This is a genomic window from Pseudogracilibacillus sp. SO30301A, from assembly GCF_037072025.1.
Lineage (GTDB): Bacteria > Bacillota > Bacilli > Bacillales > Amphibacillaceae > Pseudogracilibacillus.
In genome coordinates, this window is record NZ_JAXHDD010000002.1 from 24075 (window position 1) to 47645 (window position 23571).

Consider the following 23571-nt stretch of genomic DNA (forward strand, 5'->3'; position numbering starts at 1 on the left):
ATGAAATGAAAAGAACATTTCAACCGAACAATCGTAAACGTAAAAAAGTACATGGCTTCCGTGCACGAATGAGCACAAAAAACGGTCGTCAAGTTTTGGCTCGTCGCCGTCGTAAAGGAAGAAAGGTATTGTCTGCATAGGCCACTGAAGCAAGTCAGTGGTCTTTTTTCAGTTTTAATAGATTGAAGTAAAATTTAAAGGTGATTGTTTGAAATGAAAAAAGCTTACCGAGTGAAGAAAAATAGTGAGTTTCAGGAAATATTAAAAACCGGTAAATCCTTTGCAAATCGTGAGCTTGTCATATACTATAAAGAAAAACCGTTACAAACTCATTTTAGAATTGGAATATCAGTTGGAAAAAAAATTGGGAACGCAGTAACTAGAAATCGAATAAAGCGATACATTCGTCAATCATTTATTCAATTAGAAGATTTAGTTATTGAAGAAATAGATATAATTATCATTGCAAGAAAACCAGCAGTTGATATGGACTGTAAACAAATAAAAAATAGTCTTATTCATTTATTACGAAAGCAAAATCTTTTATTATATAAATAAGGTAGTTTGTTTACTGTTAGGAGGAAGTTATTTTGCGTAAGAATCTTTACATAATTTTGCTTTTGATCGGTGTAGTAGCTCTGTTATCTGGATGTACAGATATTAATACCCCGATCAATGCTGAAAGTACAGGAATTTGGAATAAGTATTTTGTTTATCCAATGTCTGTGTTTATTATTTATTTTGCAAAATTTTTTAACTCGTATGGATTGGCAATTGTCGTGGTTACAGTTATTATCCGTGTAATTTTACTCCCGCTTAATATTAAGCAGTTAAAAAGTTCAAAAGCAATGCAAGATATTCAACCTGAATTAAAAAAATTACAAGAAAAATATAGTTCAAAAGATGCGAATACACAACAAAAGTTGCAACAAGAGACAATGGCGTTGTTTCAGAAACATGGAGTAAATCCATTAGCTGGATGTTTACCAATCTTTGTACAGATGCCAATATTAATTGCCATTTATCACGCAATAATGCGTACACAAGAAATTCAAGGCCATACCTTTTTATGGTTTGCACTTGATTCACCTGACTATATACTACCGATTATAGCAGGGGCAGCGACGTACTTACAACAAAAATTGATGATGGCAGGTAGTCCTGCAGCCCAGAATCCACAAATGGTTGCAATGCTTTATATTATGCCAATAATGATTGCTGTTTTTGCCTTTTTCTTCCCTGCTGCACTTGCATTATACTGGGTAGTAGGAAATATTTTCATGGTAGCTCAAACATTGTTGATTCGTAGACCAATGATGAAAGAAGCGAGTACTGGAGGAGAGAAAAAGTGAGAGAAGTAACTGCTAGTGGCCAAAGTGTTGAAGAGGCGATTCAATCAGCTTTAGAGCAGTTAAATTTGTCAAAAGAAGAAGTTGAAATTGATGTAATTGATGAAGGTAAAAAAGGATTTTTAGGTTTATTCGGATCTTCTCTTGCCGTCGTAAAAGTAAAAGAAAAGAAGAATTATATTGCTGAAACGGAAGAATTTTTACAAAATGTTTCTAAAAATATGGGTGTCGACGTAGAAATTACGACTACAATTGTGGATAACCATGTAACATTCCAATTATCCGGTGAGAAAATTGCTATCTTAATTGGAAAAAGAGGTAAAACTTTAAATGCTCTACAGTATTTAACTCAGTTAGTAATAAATAAAGATGGTAGAAACTTTCATTCCGTAACTGTTGATGCGGAAGGGTATCGTGAAAGAAGAAAAGAAACACTTATTGAACTTGCACATAAAATGTCGGATAAAGCTAAACGCATTAAACGGAAAGTAGCACTTGAACCAATGCCCGCATATGAAAGAAAAATCATTCATAGTGCATTGCAAGATTCAAATGAAGTAACAACTTATTCTGATGGAGTAGAACCACACCGTCATATCGTAATTAGTCCAAAAGACAATATATAAATTAAAAAAATCGTTGATTAGGTACTCACCTTCTCAACGATTTTTTTAGTGATTGTAATCACTGAATCCTGGCAGTGCGCTGAATAATTTTGTAATTCGCCGAATAATTGAAAATCCCGCTGAAATTCATGGGGTTTGCGCTGAATAATCGTTCAGATCGCTGAATTATAGATCGAAATCGCTGAATCCTAGCAGTGCGCTGAATAATTTTGTAATTCGCTGAATAATTGTATATCCCGCTGAAATACATGCAGATTGCGCTGAATAATCGTTCAGATCGCTGAATTATAGATCGAAATCGCTGAATCCCAGCAGTGCGCTGAATAATTTTGTAATTCGCCGAATAATTGTATATCCCGCTGAATATCATGCGGTTTGCGCTGAATAATCGTTCAGATCGCTGAATTATTGGGCGAACCCGCTGAATCCCTGCTGTGCGCTGAATAATTTTGTAATGAACAAGCATAATACAACTATTAAATTATAGGAAAATGAAGGAAAGTTTATTTTTACTTATTCACATTGTGGATAAGTTTATTTTTTGTTAAAATTATGATATTCTATTTTATTAGTGACATTTTGATTAAGTCATTTTATTTTGTGGATAACTAACGTTGATTATATAAACTACTATTTTTAGTTTGGAGGTGACATAGATGGAAATAGATACGATTGCAGCGATTTCCACACCAGTTGGTGAAGGAGCAATTTCAATTGTTCGTTTAAGTGGACAGGATGCAATAAAAATTGTCAAGCAGTTGTTTAAAGGGAAAGATTTACAATATGTGGATAGTCATACGTTGCATTATGGAAAGATTATTGATCCAGATACAGAAGAAGTTGCTGATGAAGTAATTGTTTCCGTCATGCGAGCCCCAAAAACGTTTACATGTGAAGAAGTAGTCGAAATAAATTGTCATGGTGGACTAATGGCAGTTAACCGAATATTAGAATTAGTATTAGATAGGGGAGCAAGATTAGCTGAACCTGGTGAATTTACAAAACGAGCCTTTTTGAATGGACGAATTGACCTTTCTCAAGCAGAAGCTGTTATGGATGTTATTCAGTCCAAAACAAGCCAAGCAATGAATGTTGCTTTAAATCAACTTGATGGGAAACTGTCACGATTAATAACTGAATTACGTCAAGAACTAATTGAAACAATTGCTCATGTTGAAGTGAATATTGATTACCCAGAATATGACGATGTGGAAGAAATGTCCCACGATTTAATGAAAGAAAAAACAAAATATGTACATGGTGAAATTGAACGTTTATTACAAGTTGCTAAACAAGGCAAAATTCTTCGAGAAGGAATTAAAACTGCAATTATTGGTCGTCCAAATGTAGGAAAATCTTCTTTAATGAATTCTCTTGTTCAAGAAGAAAGGGCAATTGTAACAGATGTACCAGGTACAACGAGAGATGTAATCGAAGAATATGTAAATGTACGCGGAATTCCATTAAAATTAATCGATACAGCTGGTATTAGAGAAACGAAAGATATCGTTGAAAAGATAGGTGTGGAAAGATCTCATAAAATATTACAAGAAGCAGATCTCGTTTTATTTATGCTGAATTATAATGAAGAAATTACAGAAGATGACCGAAAGATTTTCGAATTATTAACAGATATGAATTATATCGTTATCATTAATAAGACGGATTTACCAAAAAAAATAAATATGGATGAAATAAAAGAATTAGCAAATGAGCATTCTGTAATAAGTATGGCTTTAATTAATGATAAAGGGATCGATGATTTAGAATCATCCCTTTCTAAATTGTTTTTTTCAAAGAATATACAAACTGATGATATTACGTATGTGTCCAATATTAGGCATATCCATTTACTAAAGCAATCAAAACAAGCATTGGAAGATGCAATGAAAGCATTAGAACTTGATATGCCTTTAGATATTATTCAAATCGATGTTACAAGAACGTGGGAATTTTTAGGTGAAATCGTTGGTGATACAGCAAGTGAAAGTTTAATTGACCAATTGTTTTCACAGTTTTGTTTAGGAAAATAAATTGCTCGAAAAATTAATGATAGTGCGTGTTCAAAGGAGGATAAAAAGGACCAAGAAGTTCGAGGCGGCGCAGTTCCCGTCAGCGGAATGTATGCATATAGATACATGAGTAGCGGAGAAACAAGCATTCGTGCGAAATTCACAGTGTCATTTTTACCGGACTTTTTGAACATCCTTAGAAAGGGTGAAATTGATGACATATAATGCAGGACATTATGATGTAATTGTTGTTGGAGCAGGTCATGCTGGTTGTGAAGCTGCTATGGCTGCTGCAAAAATGGGATCCAATACACTGATGCTAACGTTAAATTTGGATATGGTTGCTTTTATGCCATGTAATCCGTCACTAGGAGGGCCGGCAAAAGGAATTGTTATTCGTGAGATAGATGCACTTGGTGGTGTAATGGGGAAAGTAATTGATAAGACGTATATTCAAATGCGTATGTTAAATACAGGAAAAGGTCCCGCAGTAAGAGCACTAAGGGCACAAGCAGATAAACCTTTATATATCCAAGAAATGAAACGTGTAATTGAAAATGAAGAAAATATTACGTTAAAACAAGCGATGGTTAATGAACTAATTATTGAAAATGGAGTTTGTAAGGGAGTTATTACAGAGACACATGCAGCTTATTATGCAAAAACAGTTATTATTACAACTGGAACATTTATGCGTGGGAAAGTATTGATCGGTGATTTAGAATATGAAAGTGGACCAAATAATCAAAGGGTTTCCTTAAAGCTATCAGAAAACCTAGAAGACCTTGGTTTTGATTTAGTACGTTTTAAAACAGGTACACCACCACGAGTAAATAGCCATACAGTTGATTATTCTAAAACAGAAATTCAACCGGGGGACGAGAAACCTCAAGGATTTTCATACGAAACGACAGAATATATTACGGATCAAATTCCTTGTTGGTTAACATATACGAATGAACGGACTCACCAAGTTATAAATGATAATTTGACATTATCGGCAATGTATTCAGGTATGAAGCGGGGAACAGGACCTAGATATTGTCCATCTATTGAAGATAAAATTGTTCGTTTTAACGACAAGCCAAGACATCAAATATTTTTGGAACCAGAAGGTCGAAACACGGAAGAAGTATATGTTCAAGGTCTTTCTACTTCACTTCCAGAATCGATTCAAAATAAAATATTACAATCAGTACCTGGTTTAGAAAATGCTGAAATGATGCGTCCTGGATATGCAATTGAGTATGATTCCATTACACCGACACAATTATGGCCGACGCTTGAAACAAAACAAATCCAAGGATTATTTACAGCCGGCCAAATAAATGGAACATCTGGATATGAAGAAGCAGCTGCTCAAGGTATTATCGCAGGAATAAATGCAAGCTTAAAAATTCAAAACAAGGATCCATTTATTTTGGATCGTTCACAAAGTTATATTGGAGTATTAATTGATGACCTAGTGACTAAAGGTACTAGAGAACCATATCGATTACTTACATCCCGTGCTGAATATCGTCTCTTATTACGTCATGATAATGCGGATTTACGATTAACAGAATTAGGGTATAAATTAGGTTTAATATCTGAAGCAAGATTTGAAAAGTTTAAAGAAAAACTTCGATTAATTGAAGAGGAGAAAGACAGATTATTTCATGTAATTATAAAAGTAACTGACGATGTACAAAAAACATTAGAAGAGGCTAAGTCGACTCCTTTAAAAGAGGCTGTTCGCGCATTTGATTTATTAAAAAGACCGGAAATAACATATGCTGTTATTGAAAAAATAAATGGTGTACAAAATTTGCCAAATGATGTTAAAGAGCAAGTAGAAATACAAATTAAATATGAAGGGTATATTAAAAAAGCGAATGAGCAAGTGAAAAGAATGTTGAAAATGGAAGATAAAAAAATTCCTGAACATATCGACTATGATGCGATTCATAGCTTAGCTGGTGAAGCGAGAGAAAAACTTAAAAAGATTCGACCAATTTCTATAGGCCAAGCGTCAAGAATTTCAGGAGTAAACCCAGCAGACATCTCCATCTTACTCATTTACATTGAACAAGGAAATGTAAAGAAGACGAGCTAATTGGTAGTTAATATAGGTAGAAATATGTTTTGGTGCATGTAAGTTTCTCCTGAATTTAAATTACAAATGGCAATACTTGAAAATGCAGTAAATAAGGAGTAATTACATTGGATGAAAAGAAATTTATGGAAGTTTTAGCGAAAAAGAATTTACGTATTTCAGATCAACAGCTAAATCAGTTTAAGGAATACTATCAATTACTTGTTGAGTGGAATGGAAAAGTTAATTTAACCGCGATAACAGAGAAAGGTGAAGTTTTCTTAAAACATTTTTATGATTCATTAACAGCTAGTTTTTATTATTCATTTAAAGATGTAAATTCTGTATGTGATATTGGAGCGGGTGCTGGGTTTCCCAGTATCCCTCTAAAAATTTGTTATCCACATCTAAAGGTTACTATCGTTGATTCCTTAAATAAACGGATAAATTTTTTAAAACAATTAAAAGAAACATTACAATTAGATCATGTGGATATCATTCATTCACGAGCTGAAGATATTGGTCAAAATAAGAAATACCGAGAAAATTTTGATGTAGTAACTGCAAGAGCTGTTGCTCGGTTGTCTGTTTTATCTGAGTATTGCTTGCCACTTTGTAAAGTTGGCGGGGCTTTTATCGCTTTAAAAGGGGCAAATAGTAATGAAGAATTAGTAGAGGCAAAAAAGGCATTGAAAATTCTAGGTGGGGAAGTTGTTAAAAACAATACTTTTTCATTGCCCATTGAAAACAGCGAACGTTCTATCATTGTAATCAACAAGATAAAGAAAACAGCTAAAATGTATCCGAGAAAAGCTGGAACTCCAGCAAAAGATCCTATTTAATAGAAGAATATTAAAATTAAAGTAAGTATCATACTTTTTATATTAATTTTATGATAAACTTAACTATATGGGTTAAGTTTCTTTCTTTTTTAAGTAGTTTATTAAGTAATGAACATTTACTATATATACAAGAAATACTGTTAAAATGACAAGTCTTGTATTCTTACATCCTCATTAAACCCTTCTTTTTTTACTAGAATAATAAATTGTTTCACGTGGAACATTTTTATAATATTTATTAAAAAGGTGATGTTTATTATGCTGCAGTCTTTTAATCGAATCTTTACTGGTGGTAATAAAATAGATGAACAACAAAATAGTAATGATTTAGAAGATGTTGTTCAATTAACTGTCGATCAAATTGTACCAAACCAATTCCAGCCTAGAACTCAATTCGATGATGAGAAAATTAAAGAATTGGCACAAACTTTACATACACACGGGATGATCCAACCTATAGTAGTCAGGAAAAAAGACGAAGAGTTGTATGAAGTTATTGCTGGTGAGAGAAGATTAAGAGCAGCTAAATTATTAGGTTGGGAGAAGATCTCAGCAATAATACGTAATATGAGTGATACGGAAACAGCCTCTGTTGCTTTAATAGAAAATATTCAAAGAGAAGAATTATCAGTTATAGAAGAAGCAAAAGCATATTCTCAATTAATAAAAATGCATTCTTTAACACAGGAGGCATTAGCACAAAGGTTAGGAAAAAGTCAGTCTACTGTAGCAAATCGTATAAGGTTATTAACTTTACCGGAAGAAATTCAACAAGCCTTAATTGAAAAAAAGATAACTGAGAGACATGCTAGAGCATTAATGAAGTTAAAAAAAGTAGATCTTCAATTAAAGTTTTTTTATGAGATAATAGAAAAACAATTAACTGTACGGGAAACGGATGAACTAATTAAAGCGTATTTGGCAAAAGGGGAAGAAAAGAAGAAGTCACGACCGAAATCAAAGTTTATTAGTAAAGATATACGGATTGCAACAAATACAATTAGAAGATCCCTAAAAATGATTGCAGATACAGGTATAAAAGTAGAATCGCAAGAAGAAGAATTAGATGATTATTACCAAATTACAATTAGAGTTAAAAAGAATCAAAAGAAATAATGGTAAATGAATTAGTTTTACAAATAGGTGGGTGCCATAATGGGTAAAATTATTGCAATTGCAAACCAAAAAGGTGGCGTAGGAAAAACGACGTCAACAGTTAATTTGGGAGCTAGCTTAGCTCTTTTAGGTAATAAAGTTTTAATAGTTGATATAGATCCTCAAGGAAATGCAACAAGTGGTGTTGGGATTAATAAGGGGGATATGGATCAATGTGTTTACAATATTCTCGTTGAGGATTTAGATGCAAAAGAAGTCTGTATACCTACAGCAGTTGATAATCTTTCTATTATCCCGGCGACGATTCAACTTGCAGGAGCAGAAATAGAATTAGTATCTACAATCTCTCGTGAAGTAAAATTAAAAAAAGCACTTGGCGATGTAAAAGGTCTTTATGATTTTATTTTAATAGATTGTCCTCCATCCTTAGGATTGCTGACATTAAATGCCTTGACTGCTTCTGATAGCGTAATAATTCCGGTTCAATGTGAATACTATGCGTTGGAAGGTTTGAGTCAACTCCTTAATACGATTCGATTAGTACAAAAACATCTAAACAAACAGTTGATGATAGAGGGTGTATTATTAACTATGTTAGATGCAAGAACAAATTTAGGATTACAAGTAATCGAAGAAGTTAAAAAGTATTTTCAAGATAAAGTATATAAATCTATTATTCCGAGAAACATAAGACTAGGAGAGGCACCGAGTTACGGAAAACCAATAACAGTTTATGATCCGAAATCAAGAGGAGCAGAAGTATATCTAGAGTTAGCAAAGGAAGTGATGGAAGTTGGCCAAACGGTTAGGTAAAGGTTTAGATGCTTTGTTTAACGATTATGAAGTAAATGAAGACGAACAATCTATTGAACAAATTCCAATTGATGAATGCCGCACTAATCCTTATCAACCTAGAAAAACATTCAATGCCGATGCAATAGAAGAACTAAAAATTTCTATTATGGAATATGGTATTATTCAACCGTTAATTGTTCGACGCAGTATAAAAGGATATGAAATTGTCGCAGGAGAAAGACGTTTTCGCGCAGCAAAAGAGGCTGGACTAAAAGAGCTTCCGGCGATTGTAAAAGATTTTGACGATCGTAAAATGATGGAAATAGCCTTGTTGGAAAATCTGCAACGGGAAGATCTAACAGTAATTGAAGAAGCGCTTGCTTATAAAAATCTTATTAATGAATTGAAATTAACTCAAGAGGAATTATCGAACAAAATAGGTAAGAGTAGATCCCATATCGCCAATACAATGAGGTTATTATTGTTACCTGATGACGTCATCATTTATATTAGCAATGGGGAACTGTCGATGGGACATGGACGTGCTTTGTTAGGACTTAAAAATAAAGAACAGCTTTTACCGCTAGTAGATAAAATAATAAGTAATCAATTAAATGTAAGACAAGTAGAGCAGATGATAACTGAATTGAACAAAAAGAAACCTAAACAAAAAAAGAATAATAAACAAAAAGATATTTTCATTCAAAAATATGAAACAAAGTTAAGAGAAGTGTTAGGAACTAATGTAAACATAAAGAAAAATAATAATAAAGGTAAAATCGAAATCGAATTTTACTCGGATGAAGAATTGGAAAGATTCGTTAGTATGTTTCATTAATAAAATGGTGAAAATCAAATGAGACTGATTATATAAAAATGTGATCAGTCTTTTTATTTGGCAAAAAAGTAAATACTTCATTACTGCATAAGTACAGTTAAGGCTTTAGCCATAAATAAATGGAGAAAGCCAATTATTATAAAAGAAATGTTTCACGTGAAACATTATAGAAAAACATAAGTAATTTAATTGTATAGTGAGGAACAGAAATGGTATTATTCGGAACGATTGTGAATGGAATATGTATCGTCATTGGTAGTTTAATCGGACTGTTTATGACGAAAATAAACGATAAATATAAAGAAACTATTATCCAAGGGATTGGTTTAACAATTCTTTTAATTGGACTACAGATGGCTCTTCAGGTCAATTCAATTATTATCGTCTTACTAAGTATGCTGACAGGTGCAATAGTGGGGGAATTATTCCGATTGGAAGAGTTATTAAACAGGTTAGGGTATTGGGTAAGTAGGAGATTAACTAATAAAGATGATAATATAAATGTGTCACAAGCATTCGTTACGGCTTCTTTGTTGTTTGTAGTTGGAGCTATGGCGATTCTAGGTGCACTAGATAGTGGTCTAAGGGGAGATCATGAAGTATTATTAACTAAGTCTGTGTTGGACGGATTTACAGCTTTTATACTTACTACGACATTAGGTATAGGTGTGATATTATCTGTTATTCCAGTTGTGTTATTTCAAGGATCTATTGCTTTACTGGCGAGTCAAATAGAAAAGCTAATCCCTGAAGAGGTTTTTAATGATTTATTAGTGGATATTACAGCAGTTGGTGGCCTATTAATTGTTGCAATCGGTCTAAACTTGTTGAAATTAACCCAAATTAGAGTAACAAACTTATTACCTGCAATATTCATGGTCGTTGTTTTTGTTTATTTGAATCACATGTTATTTATCAATTAAACGGATTTATTATATCCTTTTAAGTTAGTAGCTTGATTCGAATTATAATGCTGTAGCCAGAAGTCTATTTTCTTTAACACAAGGGCAATTTTATATGCCATATCATGCACAAGAGAAAGCCGCGTACTTTGTAAAACAGCATAATCCATGAATCCGCCTATATTTACTACACCTATAATATAGGCGTCACCGACAGCAGGTAATTCCTTCTTTAAAGCAGCTCCCGGCTTTAGAGGGCCAGAACCACTAATTAAGTTTCCAATGGATGAATTTTTTCCTAAAGATGCATCAATTGCGATAATAAATGGATCTCTATAAGACATTTTAATTTTTTGGATTGATTCTTCCAAATTCACAGCATGCACTGGATGATGAAGTGTTCCATAAACCTTAATTTGCGTCGGTCTCATTTGAGTAAGCAACGTACCTGTTAATGGACCTAAAGAATCTCCAGTGGAACGATCGGTACCAATGCAAAGAACGATTAAGTTTGTATAGTATTTTGGCAAACATGTTATAAGAATGTCACTAGTTAATTTAATTGCTAAAGGATCTTTATAGTGTACATGATTCACGTCATTATTTTGAACTGGATTATTCATTTAGAAATGTTCCTTCCATATTGTATTAGGTTTTAAAAAAAGTAAACGACGTTCCACAACTGTCGAGACTTTAGTTATCGGGCAAGATTTCTAATAGTATACGTTTTAAAACACAACAATATACATTCCGTATTGAAGCTAATTTGTTCAGAAAACAGTAAAATAAGCAGTCGTTTATATTAATTTCTATTATGAAAATGATATAATAAGTACGAAAAACTACTAATTTAATTACTGGATAGCATCAATAGTAAATTGTTTATTATAATGAAGGATTTAAAATAAGAAAGGATAATGGAAATGGATAAAAAGCAATTTTCATTAAATGATATTGTCGAGATGAAAAAACAACATCCTTGTGGTGAAAATAAGTGGAGAATAATTCGGATGGGAATGGATATACGAATTAAATGTTTAGGTTGTGACAGAAGTGTGCTTATACCAAGAAACGAATTTCAAAAGAAATTAAAGAAAATTATTGAAAAAAGTGAAAAAGAATAAATACGTAGTAATAACCAACGAAAAAATGAGTTTTCTTATAAAGAAAATTGAATTTTGACTAGTCAACGATAATGAGTTTTTAAATTTTAGCTATTTGTTATTTTAAAATTAAGAAAGTATAATACTAGATAGTTCAGATGAACTAGGGGACCCTTTTAAGGAGTGGGAATTAGATGTCATTAACAGCAGGAATAGTTGGTCTTCCAAATGTTGGGAAGTCAACATTATTTAATGCAATAACAAAAGCAGGTGCAGAATCTGCTAATTATCCGTTTTGTACAATTGATCCAAATGTTGGGATTGTGGAAGTTCCGGATGAAAGAATACAAAAGTTAACTGAAGTAGTAAAACCGAAAAAAACAGTGCCTACTGCATTTGAATTTACGGATATCGCTGGCATTGTAAAAGGGGCAAATAAAGGAGAGGGATTAGGAAATCAGTTTCTTTCTCATATCAGGCAAGTTGATGCTATTTGTCAAGTCGTGCGTTGTTTTGAAGATGAAAATATTACGCATGTTTCCGGAAAAATAGATCCGATTGATGATATTGAAACAATTAATCTTGAATTGATTTTGGCTGATTTAGAGACTGTAACACGCCGTTATGAACGTTCAGAAAAATTAGCAAGACAAAAAGAAAAAAAAGCGGTTCAAGAATTTAATACGATGAAAAAGTTAAAAGAAGGACTTGAAAATGAAATACCAGCCCGAGCTGTAAAGCTAACAGAAGAAGAGATGAAAATAGCAAATCAACTACATCTCTTAACAGCAAAGCCAATTTTATATGTTGCAAATGTAAGTGAAGAGGATATAACAGATATTGAAGGAAATAAATATGTTAAACAGGTAAAAGAATATGCCAAAAAAGATAATGCCGAGGTAATTGTTGTAAGTGCTAAAATTGAAGAAGAAATTGCAGAACTAGATCAAGAAGAAAAGGAACTATTTTTAGAAGAGTTGGGGATAGAACAATCAGGACTGGATCAATTAATTACCGCATCTTATGAATTATTAGGACTTGCAACATACTTTACTGCAGGGGAACAAGAGGTAAGAGCTTGGACATTTAAAAAAGGAATGAAAGCACCTCAAGCTGCAGGACTTATTCATACAGACTTTGAGCGAGGATTTATCCGGGCCGAGACAGTGTCTTATGATGATTTAATGGAAGCTGGATCCATGGTACAAGCTCGAGAGAATGGGAAAGTTAGACTTGAAGGAAAAGATTACTTAGTAAGAGATGGGGATGTCATTCATTTCCGATTTAATGTATAAGAGATAACAAGCAATATAACGTATAATTTGGGAGAACCAAAAGAGTTGTTATTTTAGCATGTTTTTGTTATAATTTTCATCTGTGGGTAATTGTAAAAATTACTCCTTGCTTTGCCTCATATGAAGGCAAAGCCGTATAGACCAAAAGGAGGTGCGTAGGATGAGAGATTATGAAATCATGTATATCATCCGCCCAAATATCGAAGAAGAAGCTAGAAAAGAGTTAATTGAACGCTTTAACGCTATTTTAACAGATAATGGGGCTACAATTGATAAAGTAGACGAGTTAGGTTCACGTCGACTTGCATATGAAATTAATAATTTCCGTGATGGTTATTATGTTGTTATTAACTTTAAAGGCGATCACCAAGCTGTAAATGAATTTGAACGTCAAGCGAAGTTTTCTGATGACATTATTCGCCACATGGTAGTTCGTTTAGATCAACAATAATAGGGAGTGATTCTGGTGTTGAATAGAGTCGTTTTAGTCGGAAGGCTAACAAGAGATCCCGATTTACGTTATACTGCAAGTGGAGTAGCAGTTGCTAATTTTACAGTAGCTGCAAATAGGCCGTTTAGAAATCAGCAAGGAGAACAAGAAGCAGATTTTATTAACTGTGTTGTTTGGCGAAAGACTGCGGAAAACCTTGCAAATTATATGAAAAAAGGCAGTATGATCGGAGTAGATGGTAGAATCCAAACACGATCATATGAAGGTCAAGATGGAAAGATGGTTTATGTTACGGAAGTAGTGGCTGAAAATATCCAATTCTTGGAGTCAAGAGGAGCTTCGCAACAAAGAGGTTCAAGTCCATCTAGTTACAGTCCTAACGAATCATTTCAACATCAAGCACCACCATCCCATAGCCAACCATCACAACCAATGGAAGAAAGAACAGCAAATCCATTTCAAAAAGATGGGGAACAAGTAGATATTTCTGACGATGATTTACCGTTTTAGATATATTTAATGACATTTAAAGTAAGGAGTGATACTTATGAGACGTGGTCGTCCAAGACGTCGTAAAGTGTGTTATTTTACAGCGAACGGAATTACACATATCGACTATAAAGATGTTGATTTACTAAGAAGATTTATTTCTGAACGCGGAAAAATTCTTCCACGAAGAGTAACTGGAACATCTGCTAAATATCAACGTAAATTAACTATTGCAATTAAACGTGCTCGAGCAATGGCATTACTACCATTTGTTAGTGAATAATTTAGAAAACTTGGCTTATCGCCAAGCCTAGGCGAAAGCCTTAGTTGCACTTATGCAGTAGGAAAGTTTTATACTTTCTTATCTGCTAAAAGATTCCTTTTCATATTCTAATAGGATATTGAAAAGGAATTTTTATTTTCTTCGTTTTTCTTATCGTCCATCTATAATTGACGGACTTTTCTTTTTGGATAAATTAAAATAATTTTTATTAAAATGAAAAATATATAAATAGTAGCTAAAAATAAAAACAATGAACTTAGTGGGTGGAAAAATGAAATTACCGTAAATAGAAGTAATGGTGTGGTAATTGAAAATGCAGTCATTTTCCAAATAATCGAGAACCGCAACTTTCTCTTTAAACCTCTTGTAATTAATGTTCCTATGTATGCAATAATGGAAAGTAGTGAAAATACGATTAGAACTAAAACCAAATAGTAAAATATAAAAAAGTAAATTAATAAGAAAAAAGGATGAATATGTGTTGCTGAAGATTCATTAACCATAATTTGTTCATAAAAAGCAGGTAAAGATGCAATTGCTAATAAGAAGAACAAGTAAATAACAGTAATGTCCATTCCAATGCGATTTAACGCAAAGACGGACTGCTTTTTAGGCAGTCTTAAACTATGTAAAAAAGCATCCCAGTAATCTTTCATCAATTTTCGTCCCTTTAGTATTACATTATCTATCATGAATACTATACCATGTTTTTAAACACTCTAACAGAAAATGGACTGTTTGAATAGGATATAAAATATAGTAAGTGAAATGTTAAAATTATTATAATTGGTAACCATCAATAACAATTAACAGCTAAATCTGATATTATAATATAATGAAGTATTTGTTTAGAAACTTGAGGTGTAATGATGAATCAATCAAAAAAAATAACGGATGGAGCTCTATTAACAGCAGTATATATAGTACTTTTACTAATTACAGTATTTATTCCACCTATCATTATGTTTGGTATTTTTATTTTACCGGTTCCTTTTATAATTTATGCAGCAAGACACGGTATGAAGCCCGCTTTAATTATGTTATTCAGTACCATTGTATTATCGTTCGTTTTTGCAACAGTTATTTCTCTGCCAATTACCTTGTTTGCTGGGATCGGGGGTATATTAATAGGGGGAGCAATTTATCGAAATCTAAAACCTTATGAAGTATGGGCACAAGGAACATTAGGGTTTATTATTGGAATGGTTTTAGTTCTGTTAGTGCTACAATTTGTTGCAAATATCAATATTTATGAAGAAATGGATGTTGTAATTGAAGATTCGATTGCAATGACAAAGGTAATATTCGATCAGCTGGGTCTCGATTCTCAAGCAGAAAAACAAGTTCAACTATTTGAAGAGCGAATGTATGTTATTAAAGATTTATTACCTTCCAGTATTGCAATTGGTAGTATATTTTTTGCTTTTATAAGTCAGTGGATTAGTTATAAAGTAATAAATCGAGTGGAAAACAAAAGATTATCATTTCCTCCTTTTAAAAATTTCAATTTACCTGTTTCCCTTATCTGGATTTATTTTATCGCATTAATTTTATCTTTTGTCGATCTTGGTGAAGGTAGCGGATTATATTTAATCGTCATGAATGTGGTTGCTTTAACGATTGTACTGATCACCATTCAAGGTTTTTCCTTTATCTTTTTCTATGCTGATCATAAAAAAGTTCATAAATCAATACCAATAATAATTGTTGTTGTAACTCTTTTACTTCCTTTTTTATTCCTGTTTCTTATTCGAATTATTGGTATAATTGATTTAGGTTTTTCGTTGAAAGCACGTTTAATCGATGAAAGTAAAAAATAGGTGAGGAAATTTAGGAGTTGAACATGTTGGAACATTTTTGGGAAAAATTAAAGAACAATTATATATGGGCTATATATGTTCTCTCTTTTATAACGGTATGTGTACTATTTTATTTTCATTGGATTATTGGGCTTATTTTTACCATTCTTTTTGTTGTTGCTTTTATTTATTATAATCGTGAAGAAAGAAAGATTGAAAAAACTCAATTGGAGAATATGTCCCAATTATCGTATCAAATTAAAGATGCTGGAGAAAAAGTATTTTTAAACATGCCGATTGGGATTATTATATATAATGAAAAATTTCAAATAAAGTGGGTAAATCCTTTTATTCATAACTTAGTTGAGGATGAATCCTCCTTTTTTGGTAAGTCTTTAGATATTTTTTCAGAAGATCTTATACCTCAGCTTAAAAAAGAAAAGGATGTAATTTGGTTAAGTATAAATGGATTACAATTGAAAACAAAGGTGGATTATTCTAACCAAACTCTCTTTTTATTTAATCGTACAGAAGAAAAGCGTTTGGAAAAACAATATTATAATGAGCAATTAGTGCTTGCAACAATTTATTTAGATAACTATGAAGAACTTTCTCGAAATATGAGTGATAATGTCAAAAGTCAACTGAATTCAATCGTAACATCTCACTTAAATAAATGGGCCGATGACTATCATTTTTATTTAAAAAGAACATCTCAAGATCGTTTTATTGGGGTTTTAACGAAGCAGACATTAGAAATGCTTGAGAAATCAAGATTTGAAATTTTAGATGAAATAAGATCAATCAATATAGAAGAAGTACAAAGAAATCCGATTACTTTAAGTATTGGTATTGGTGTAGGAAATGTACCGATTCCGGAATTGGCAAAATTGTCTCAATCTAGTTTAGACCTTGCGTTAGGCCGCGGTGGAGATCAAATTGCTATTAGAGACGAAACTGGTAAAGTTCGTTTTTACGGTGGAAAAACAAATCCAATGGAAAAGCGGACCAGAGTAAGGGCAAGAGTAATTTCCCATGCACTAAAGGAATTAGTGCAAGAAAGTGATAATGTTCTTATTATGGGGCATAAAGCACCAGATATGGATTCATTGGGTGCAACAATTGGAGTCCTTAATATTGCTAAATCAAATAATGTAGAAGGGTTTATTGTTTTTGATGAAAATGACTCTACAACAGGAGTTGCTCGTGTAATTGAAATGGTAAAGAAAGAAGAAGGATTATGGAAACATTTCATTGGTCCAGACGAAGCGGATGCTATTTATACGAGCCGTAGTTTAGTTGTAGTCGTTGATACTCACCGACCATCTCTTGTAGCACATGAAAAGCTTCTTCGAAATGCCGAATATAAAGTCGTTATTGACCATCACCGAAGAGGTGAAGATTTTATTAATAATCCGACACTCGTTTATATGGAGCCGTATGCATCGTCTACATCCGAGTTAGTAACTGAATTAATTGAATATCAACCAAATAAAAAGAAATTATCTACATTGGAAGCGACTTCGTTACTAGCGGGGATAATAGTTGATACGAAAAGTTTCGCACTTCGAACAGGATCTAGAACTTTTGATGCTGCATCTTATTTAAGATCAAAAGGTGCGGATCCAATATTAATCCAAAAGTTTCTTAAGGAAGATTTAAGCACATTAGTAAAAAGAAATAAATTAATAGAAAGAGCCTATATTTATCGTGATTCTTTAGCAATCGTAAAAGGAGATGAATCTTTTTATAATCAAATTATTATAGCGCAAGCAGCTGATACATTACTAACGGTAGATAATGTAACAGCATCCTTTGTCATTGCCTGGAGAAGTGAAGAAACAGTATCTATTAGTGCACGCTCATTAGGAGATGTCAATGTACAATTAATTATGGAAGAGATGAACGGCGGGGGGCATTTGACAAATGCAGCTACACAAATAAAAGGATTGACGATAGACGAAGTAGAAGAAAAATTAAAAGAAATTATTAATAAATATTTAGAGGGGAGAACGTAAAATGAAAGTTATTTTCTTAAAAGATGTAAAAGGAAAAGGGAAAAAAGGAGAAGTAAAAGATGTTTCTGTAGGTTATGCTAATAATTATTTATTTAAAAATAATCTAGCTGAAGAAGCAACACCAGGGAACTTAAAAAAATTAAACGTACAAAAGCAAAAAGAGGCCGAAAGAGAACAAGAAGAAAAGTCTATTGCTGAACAATTAAAAGCTAAGCTAGCTGAAACGACTGTCCTTATAAAAGCTAAATCAGGTGAAGGTGGTCGCCTGTTTGGATCGATAACAAGTAAACAAATTGCAGATGAACTAAAGAAAAAACACAAACTAGATGTAGATAGACGGAAAATTGAATTGAAAGATCCAATTCGATCATTAGGCCACCATAAAATACCAGTAAAATTGCATCATGAAATAAACGGAACTATAACTGTTCATGTAACGGAAGAATAATTTTTTAAAAATAAAGAACGACTTCCTATATTATTAGGAAGATAAAGGATGAATGAAGTGTGAATGAGCGCATACCTCCGCATAATATTGAAGCAGAACAAGCGGTAATTGGAGCAATATTTTTAGAACCTGATGTTTTTTCAACTGCCTCAGAACGTATCGGTCCTCCTGACTTTTATCGAGCAAGTCATGAAGTGATTTTTGAGGCGATGTATAAGCTGTTTGAAAAAGGTGAACCAATCGATATCGTAACGGTAACTACATTACTTGCTAATTCGGACAAGCTTGACATTGCTGGAGGGGTTACGTATTTAACTGATCTTGCCAGTAGTGTACCAACGGCTGCTAATATCGATTACTATAGTAAAATCGTAGAAGAAAAGGCACTTTTACGTCGCCTTATTAACACGGCTACTGACATTGTTACAAAAACTTTTTCGAGAGAAGATGAAGTAGAAGAAGTTTTAGATGAAGCTGAAAGAAGTATATTGGAAGTTTCAAGTCGAAAAAATGTTAATGCATTTAAACCAATTAAAGATGTTTTAATCGAAGTCTATGACAATATTGAACAATTGCATCATGCAAAAGATGATGTTACAGGAATCCCAACAGGTTATCGGGATTTGGATCGGATGACGTCTGGATTCCAGCGAAACGATTTAATCATTATTGCGGCAAGACCGTCGATGGGTAAGACAGCCTTTGCACTGAATATAGCACAAAACGTAGCGATTAATACGGATGAGAATGTAGCAATTTTTAGTCTAGAAATGGGTGCAGATCAACTAGTTTCTCGTATGCTATGTGCGGAAGGAAATATTGATTCACAAAGACTTCGTACTGGAAAATTAGAACAAGAAGACTGGGGAAAGTTAACGATGGCTATGGGAAGCTTATCTCATGCAGGAATCTATATTGATGATTCTCCAGGTATTCGGGTAACAGATATTCGTTCAAAATGCCGACGTCTTAAGCAAGAACAAGGCCTTGGAATGATTATTATCGATTATTTACAACTTATCCAAGGAAGTGAACATTCACGAGATAACAGACAACAAGAGGTATCAGAAATTTCTCGGTCTCTAAAAGGTTTAGCTAGGGAATTAGAGGTACCACTTATTGCGTTATCACAGCTTTCACGTGGTGTTGAGTCCCGTCAGGATAAACGCCCGATGATGTCTGATTTACGTGAATCCGGAAGTATTGAGCAAGACGCTGATATTGTAGGGTTTCTTTATAGAGATGATTATTATGATTCTGAGTCCGAGCAACAAAATATAGAAATCATTTTGGCAAAACAACGGAATGGTCCTACTGGGACAGTGGAATTGGCTTTTGTTAAAGAATATAATAAGTTTGTTGACTTAGATTTCCGTTATGGAGACAGTGAAGTACCCCCACCAATACCTGTATAAACGTATATCTTACGTATAAACTATTTTATTCAAACAACCTAAGCGGCAATTACCGAACATTATACAAAAAAAAGATGTAAATGTTCGTGATTCAATTGACTTGGTTCGTTTTAATTGGTACACTTACACATGTGATTTAATAATTATTTTACTTAAAAAATAAGTGGAGGTGCCGGGTACGATGTCCTCAGTAGTTATTGTAGGTACGCAATGGGGTGACGAAGGGAAAGGAAAAATTACTGACTTTTTGTCTCAAAATGCAGAAGTAGTAGCCCGTTATCAAGGTGGAAATAATGCCGGTCATACGATTGTATTTGACGATGTCACATATAAGTTACATTTAATTCCATCAGGTATTTTCTTCCCGGAAAAAACTAGTGTATTAGGAAATGGAATGGTAATTGATCCAAAAGCATTTGTAGAAGAAATAAAATATCTACATGATAAAAATATTTCAACAGATAATTTACGAGTGAGTAACCGTGCTCATGTTATTTTACCATACCATTTAAAATTAGATATCCTTCAAGAAGAAGAAAAGGGTATTCTTAAAATTGGGACAACAAAAAAGGGAATTGGCCCTGCGTATATGGATAAAGCGGCACGTATTGGAATCCGTATAGCTGATTTATTAGATAAAGAAGTATTCGAGGAAAAACTAGTACAAAATTTAAAAGAAAAGAATCGTCTATTTGAAAAAGTATATGAAGTTGAACCATTTCGTGTAGAGGATATTTTAGAGGAATATTACGAGTACGGACAACAGATGGCTAAGTATGTTTGCGACACATCTGTTGTTTTAAATGATGCGCTTGATGAAGGTCGTCGTGTGCTATTTGAAGGTGCACAAGGAGTAATGTTAGATATTGACCAAGGGACATATCCATTTGTTACCTCCTCGAACCCAGTTGCTGGTGGTGTAACAATAGGCTCAGGGGTTGGTCCCTCTAAAATTTCGACAGTTGTGGGCGTTTCTAAAGCATATACAACAAGGGTTGGAGATGGCCCATTTATAACGGAACTTAAAGATGAAATTGGTAATCAAATTCGTGAGGTGGGTAGAGAATATGGAACGACAACAGGAAGACCTCGCCGGGTTGGCTGGTTTGACAGTGTTGTTGTCCGTCATGCCCGTCGTGTAAGTGGAATCACGGATCTGTCACTTAACTGTTTAGACGTTCTAACCGGAATTGAAACATTAAAAATTTGCGTTGCGTATAAATATAACGGAAATATTATTGAAGAGTTTCCAGCGAATCTAAACATTCTTTCTAAATGTGAAGCAGTTTATGAAGAGTTACCGGGCTGGACGGAAGATATTACCGGTGTTAGAAGTCTGCATGAACTACCAGAAAATGCGCGTCATTATTTAGAGAGAGTCTCTCAATTAACTGAAATTCCACTATCAATTTTTTCAGTTGGCCCTGACCGTACACAAACAAACGTAGTAAGAAGCGTGTATCGATAAAACAAATGCGTTTTAGTTTTATTGACAGATAAGAGACCATGGTGGCTCGCCTTGAGCGAGCCACCATCTGTCATTTTTATACAAAAGTATAACACTTTTTTGACTTGCATACGTGCATCTTTAGTTCTCACAATAAAGGCATGGTGATAAGACAATTTTTCTAATGGAATGGCAAAAACGGATCTATATGCAATCCGGAATTCATTCTTCCCGTTCAAAATAACAGTTTACTGTTTCTGTCATTCCAGAACCAATAAGCCAAAATCCATCGTCATTTTCTTTGAGGGTTTTAAAACAGGAATTACTTCGTTGTTTTTGGGTCAAATGCATCTTTTAACCCTTCACCGACAAAATTGATCGACAAGATGGTTAATGTGATACAGACTGCAGGTGGTACCCAAATCCATAATTTATTCTTTAATACATCGGTTTGCCTTGCTTCCATTAACATATTGCCCCAGCTGGGAATATCCGGTGGTACGCCGACCCCAATGAAGCTCAAGCCCGCCTCAGCTACGATGTATATTGCAAGCACTAAGGTTGCTTGGACGATAATAACTGTTAATACATTTGGGATTAAGTGGCGGGAAATAATTTTGGTAGGTTTTGTCCCGATGGATTGTGCCGCAAGAATATATTCATTTTCTTTCTCGGATAAAATCTTACTTCTAACAATCCGAGCTACACTACCCCAACCAAGTAAACTAAAGACGATAATCAAACTCCACATGCCGGTTACCCGTTCATAGCCAAGCATAATGGCATTTAATACGATAATAAACACCATAAATGGTATCGTTAAAATAAAATCAGTGAACCGCATGATTAAATTATCTACCAGCCCGCCGAAATATCCAGATAATGCTCCAATAATTGAACCGATTATCGTAACGGCAAACATGGATACAATTCCTATTGTAAGGGATACTTTACCACCATGGATCGTACGTAATAATACGTCACGGCCATTCCGATCAGTACCTAGATAATGCTCTTTAGATGGTTCCATATTTGCCTGATCAGTATGGATTCTTGTAACATCTTCTGTCCAAATATATGGCGTTAAAAATGAAATAGCGGCAATCAAGATGAGAAATCCGAGACTAACCATTGCTATTTTATTTTTAATAAATTTCTTACGGGCAATTACCCATGTCGAATCAAATTTCTCTTGTTTAATCTCTACTGGTTCTGGCCCAAATTCCATTTCGGGTTTCATTATAATTTACCCCCTAATAACGTATTCTTGGATCTACCACACCATAAAGTATATCGGCAACAAGATTACCCAAAAGTGTTAATAGTGAGAAGATCATTGTTAAACTCATAATAATTGGATAATCTCTTGAATCAACAGAATCGATGAATAACATTCCGATACCTGGGTAGGTAAATATTGTCTCGGTAATAATTGCCCCTCCGATTAAAGTGGCAAGATCAAATCCGAAAAACGTTATGAGCGGAATAATGGAATTTCGCAAAATATGTTTATTATAAATATTTGCTTCGCTTGTCCCTCTTGCTCTTGCACTTCTTACATAATCCATACGACTATTCTGGATAATGTCATTTCGTAAAAATTGTGTATAAGATGCAGTTGATAATAGTCCCAAGGTTAAAGCCGGGAGAATAACATGATAAAAACGACTACTCCAAAACTCCCATGTACCATGCTCCAAACCAGGTTTAATGGATCCGTTGGATGGTAGCCAGCCTAATTTAAAAGCGAAAAAGTAAATCGAGACAATGGCCACAATATATTGTGGAATTGCCAGCCCTCCATAGTTAAAGACAGCTATCGCATTATCCCCGATTGTATAAGGTTTCCTGCCAGCATACATCCCCATCATAAATGCTAAAATATAGGTAATGACGAGTGCACATACCGCGAGAAATATCGTATTGGGCAGTTTATCCTTGATGACTTCTACTGCAGGTTTTTTATATTTCGTTGATTTCCCAAAATCACCTTTCACAAAGCTACTAACCCATCTAGTATACTGTTGTGGTAATGGATCATTATATCCGAGCTTTTCTCTCATTTCTTCAATGTATTCTGGTTTGGTATTATTAGGATCAATCTCACCTGTAAACGGATCACCGGGCATCATTTTTGCGAGCACAAAAACAACAACAGAGACAAGGATTAAAATTGGAATCATCGATACAATTCGCCGAAGTGAATAAGTGATCATCTGTAGGACTCCTTATCTTCAAAATGTATATGCCATGAAGTGGGAGATAGGGA

The 23571-nt window shown here is 33.8% G+C and carries 25 protein-coding genes; 21 read left to right on the forward strand and 4 right to left on the reverse strand.

The genetic code is table 11. The features are described 5' to 3' along the window. Window positions 1-5 precede the first annotated feature (5 nt). The 11 genes from rpmH to SPD89_RS01905 all read left to right on the forward strand — a co-directional run bounded on the left by rpmH (window position 6) and on the right by SPD89_RS01905 (window position 10575). Window positions 6-140, forward strand: a complete 135-nt coding sequence (rpmH, locus tag SPD89_RS01855; RefSeq protein ID WP_336260256.1) for a 50S ribosomal protein L34 — start codon at window positions 6-8, stop codon at window positions 138-140. A 73-nt stretch (window positions 141-213) separates the two neighbouring features. Further along, window positions 214-558 carry a ribonuclease P protein component gene (gene rnpA / locus SPD89_RS01860; protein WP_336260257.1) on the forward strand — a complete coding sequence of 115 codons (345 nt, stop codon included), beginning with the start codon at window positions 214-216 and terminating at the stop codon, window positions 556-558. 32 nt (window positions 559-590) lie between these two features. After that, the gene (gene spoIIIJ / locus SPD89_RS01865) at window positions 591-1352 is read left to right on the forward strand and encodes a YidC family membrane integrase SpoIIIJ (protein ID WP_336260258.1); all 762 of its coding nucleotides are present in this window, start codon (window positions 591-593) and stop codon (window positions 1350-1352) included. Continuing rightward, on the forward strand, window positions 1349-1975 hold the full coding sequence (jag, locus tag SPD89_RS01870) for an RNA-binding cell elongation regulator Jag/EloR (RefSeq protein ID WP_336260259.1): 627 nt from the start codon (window positions 1349-1351) through the stop codon (window positions 1973-1975). Before spoIIIJ ends, jag begins: the two co-directional genes overlap by 4 nt. Before the next feature lie 656 nt (window positions 1976-2631). Further along, complete coding sequence (mnmE, locus tag SPD89_RS01875) at window positions 2632-4008, forward strand: tRNA uridine-5-carboxymethylaminomethyl(34) synthesis GTPase MnmE (protein WP_336260260.1); 1377 nt, start codon at window positions 2632-2634, stop codon at window positions 4006-4008. 193 nt (window positions 4009-4201) lie between these two features. After that, window positions 4202-6082 (forward strand): tRNA uridine-5-carboxymethylaminomethyl(34) synthesis enzyme MnmG, encoded by a 1881-nt coding sequence (gene mnmG / locus SPD89_RS01880; protein ID WP_336260261.1) that lies wholly within the window; start codon window positions 4202-4204, stop codon window positions 6080-6082. 107 nt (window positions 6083-6189) lie between these two features. Then, window positions 6190-6903, forward strand: a complete 714-nt coding sequence (gene rsmG, locus SPD89_RS01885) for a 16S rRNA (guanine(527)-N(7))-methyltransferase RsmG (protein WP_336260262.1) — start codon at window positions 6190-6192, stop codon at window positions 6901-6903. Window positions 6904-7161: 258 nt separating this feature from the next. Further along, the gene (gene noc, locus SPD89_RS01890) at window positions 7162-8019 is read left to right on the forward strand and encodes a nucleoid occlusion protein (protein ID WP_336260263.1); all 858 of its coding nucleotides are present in this window, start codon (window positions 7162-7164) and stop codon (window positions 8017-8019) included. A 39-nt stretch (window positions 8020-8058) separates the two neighbouring features. Beyond that, window positions 8059-8832, forward strand: a complete 774-nt coding sequence (locus tag SPD89_RS01895; RefSeq protein ID WP_336260264.1) for a ParA family protein — start codon at window positions 8059-8061, stop codon at window positions 8830-8832. Continuing rightward, window positions 8813-9652, forward strand: coding sequence for a ParB/RepB/Spo0J family partition protein (locus SPD89_RS01900; protein WP_336260265.1), 840 nt, complete (start codon window positions 8813-8815; stop codon window positions 9650-9652). The genes SPD89_RS01895 and SPD89_RS01900 overlap by 20 nt, the downstream gene beginning before the upstream one ends. Window positions 9653-9861: 209 nt before the next feature. Continuing rightward, window positions 9862-10575 (forward strand): DUF554 domain-containing protein, encoded by a 714-nt coding sequence (locus SPD89_RS01905; RefSeq protein ID WP_336260266.1) that lies wholly within the window; start codon window positions 9862-9864, stop codon window positions 10573-10575. Here the strand turns inward: SPD89_RS01905 and yyaC are convergent. Beyond that, complete coding sequence (gene yyaC, locus SPD89_RS01910) at window positions 10572-11177, reverse strand: spore protease YyaC (protein ID WP_336260267.1); 606 nt, start codon at window positions 11175-11177, stop codon at window positions 10572-10574. The two genes, SPD89_RS01905 and yyaC, sit on opposite strands and share 4 nt — an antisense overlap. Before the next feature lie 300 nt (window positions 11178-11477). Between yyaC and SPD89_RS01915 the strand changes: the two genes are divergently transcribed. The 5 genes from SPD89_RS01915 (at window position 11478) to rpsR (ending at window position 14175) form a co-directional block, all read left to right on the forward strand. Further along, entirely contained in the window at window positions 11478-11678 is a 201-nt protein-coding gene (locus SPD89_RS01915; RefSeq protein WP_336260268.1) for a DUF951 domain-containing protein, read from the forward strand. 173 nt (window positions 11679-11851) lie between these two features. Beyond that, window positions 11852-12952, forward strand: a complete 1101-nt coding sequence (gene ychF / locus SPD89_RS01920; protein ID WP_336260269.1) for a redox-regulated ATPase YchF — start codon at window positions 11852-11854, stop codon at window positions 12950-12952. Window positions 12953-13112: 160 nt separating this feature from the next. Further along, a complete protein-coding gene (rpsF, locus tag SPD89_RS01925; protein WP_336260270.1) occupies window positions 13113-13403 on the forward strand; it encodes a 30S ribosomal protein S6 in 291 nt (96 codons plus the stop codon). A gap of 15 nt (window positions 13404-13418) precedes the next feature. Next, on the forward strand, window positions 13419-13913 hold the full coding sequence (gene ssb / locus SPD89_RS01930; protein WP_336260271.1) for a single-stranded DNA-binding protein: 495 nt from the start codon (window positions 13419-13421) through the stop codon (window positions 13911-13913). Between the two features lie 37 nt (window positions 13914-13950). Beyond that, the gene (gene rpsR / locus SPD89_RS01935; protein WP_336260272.1) at window positions 13951-14175 is read left to right on the forward strand and encodes a 30S ribosomal protein S18; all 225 of its coding nucleotides are present in this window, start codon (window positions 13951-13953) and stop codon (window positions 14173-14175) included. Between the two features lie 161 nt (window positions 14176-14336). Here rpsR and SPD89_RS01940 read toward each other — a convergent pair whose 3' ends face one another. Next, window positions 14337-14831: a DUF1189 family protein gene (locus tag SPD89_RS01940; RefSeq protein ID WP_336260273.1), complete on the reverse strand. Its 495-nt coding sequence runs from the start codon at window positions 14829-14831 to the stop codon at window positions 14337-14339. A 213-nt stretch (window positions 14832-15044) separates the two neighbouring features. Here SPD89_RS01940 and SPD89_RS01945 point away from each other — a divergent pair, with 213 nt between their 5' ends. From SPD89_RS01945 to SPD89_RS01965, 5 genes are all read left to right on the forward strand, one after another. Next, the gene (locus SPD89_RS01945; protein ID WP_336260274.1) at window positions 15045-15995 is read left to right on the forward strand and encodes a YybS family protein; all 951 of its coding nucleotides are present in this window, start codon (window positions 15045-15047) and stop codon (window positions 15993-15995) included. A gap of 26 nt (window positions 15996-16021) precedes the next feature. Continuing rightward, window positions 16022-17992, forward strand: coding sequence for a DHH family phosphoesterase (locus tag SPD89_RS01950; protein ID WP_442961022.1), 1971 nt, complete (start codon window positions 16022-16024; stop codon window positions 17990-17992). A 1-nt stretch (window position 17993) separates the two neighbouring features. Beyond that, window positions 17994-18440 (forward strand): 50S ribosomal protein L9, encoded by a 447-nt coding sequence (gene rplI / locus SPD89_RS01955; RefSeq protein WP_336260276.1) that lies wholly within the window; start codon window positions 17994-17996, stop codon window positions 18438-18440. A 59-nt stretch (window positions 18441-18499) separates the two neighbouring features. Further along, window positions 18500-19855 carry a replicative DNA helicase gene (dnaB, locus tag SPD89_RS01960; RefSeq protein WP_336260277.1) on the forward strand — a complete coding sequence of 452 codons (1356 nt, stop codon included), beginning with the start codon at window positions 18500-18502 and terminating at the stop codon, window positions 19853-19855. Window positions 19856-20036: 181 nt separating this feature from the next. After that, window positions 20037-21323 (forward strand): adenylosuccinate synthase, encoded by a 1287-nt coding sequence (locus SPD89_RS01965; protein ID WP_336260278.1) that lies wholly within the window; start codon window positions 20037-20039, stop codon window positions 21321-21323. 301 nt (window positions 21324-21624) lie between these two features. On the opposite strand, the gene opp4C is transcribed toward SPD89_RS01965, so the two are convergent. Both opp4C and opp4B read right to left on the reverse strand, forming a co-directional pair. Continuing rightward, window positions 21625-22542, reverse strand: a complete 918-nt coding sequence (gene opp4C, locus SPD89_RS01970) for an oligopeptide ABC transporter permease (protein ID WP_336260279.1) — start codon at window positions 22540-22542, stop codon at window positions 21625-21627. A 13-nt stretch (window positions 22543-22555) separates the two neighbouring features. Further along, entirely contained in the window at window positions 22556-23518 is a 963-nt protein-coding gene (opp4B, locus tag SPD89_RS01975; protein WP_336260280.1) for an oligopeptide ABC transporter permease, read from the reverse strand. Between the last annotated feature and the right edge of the window lie 53 nt (window positions 23519-23571).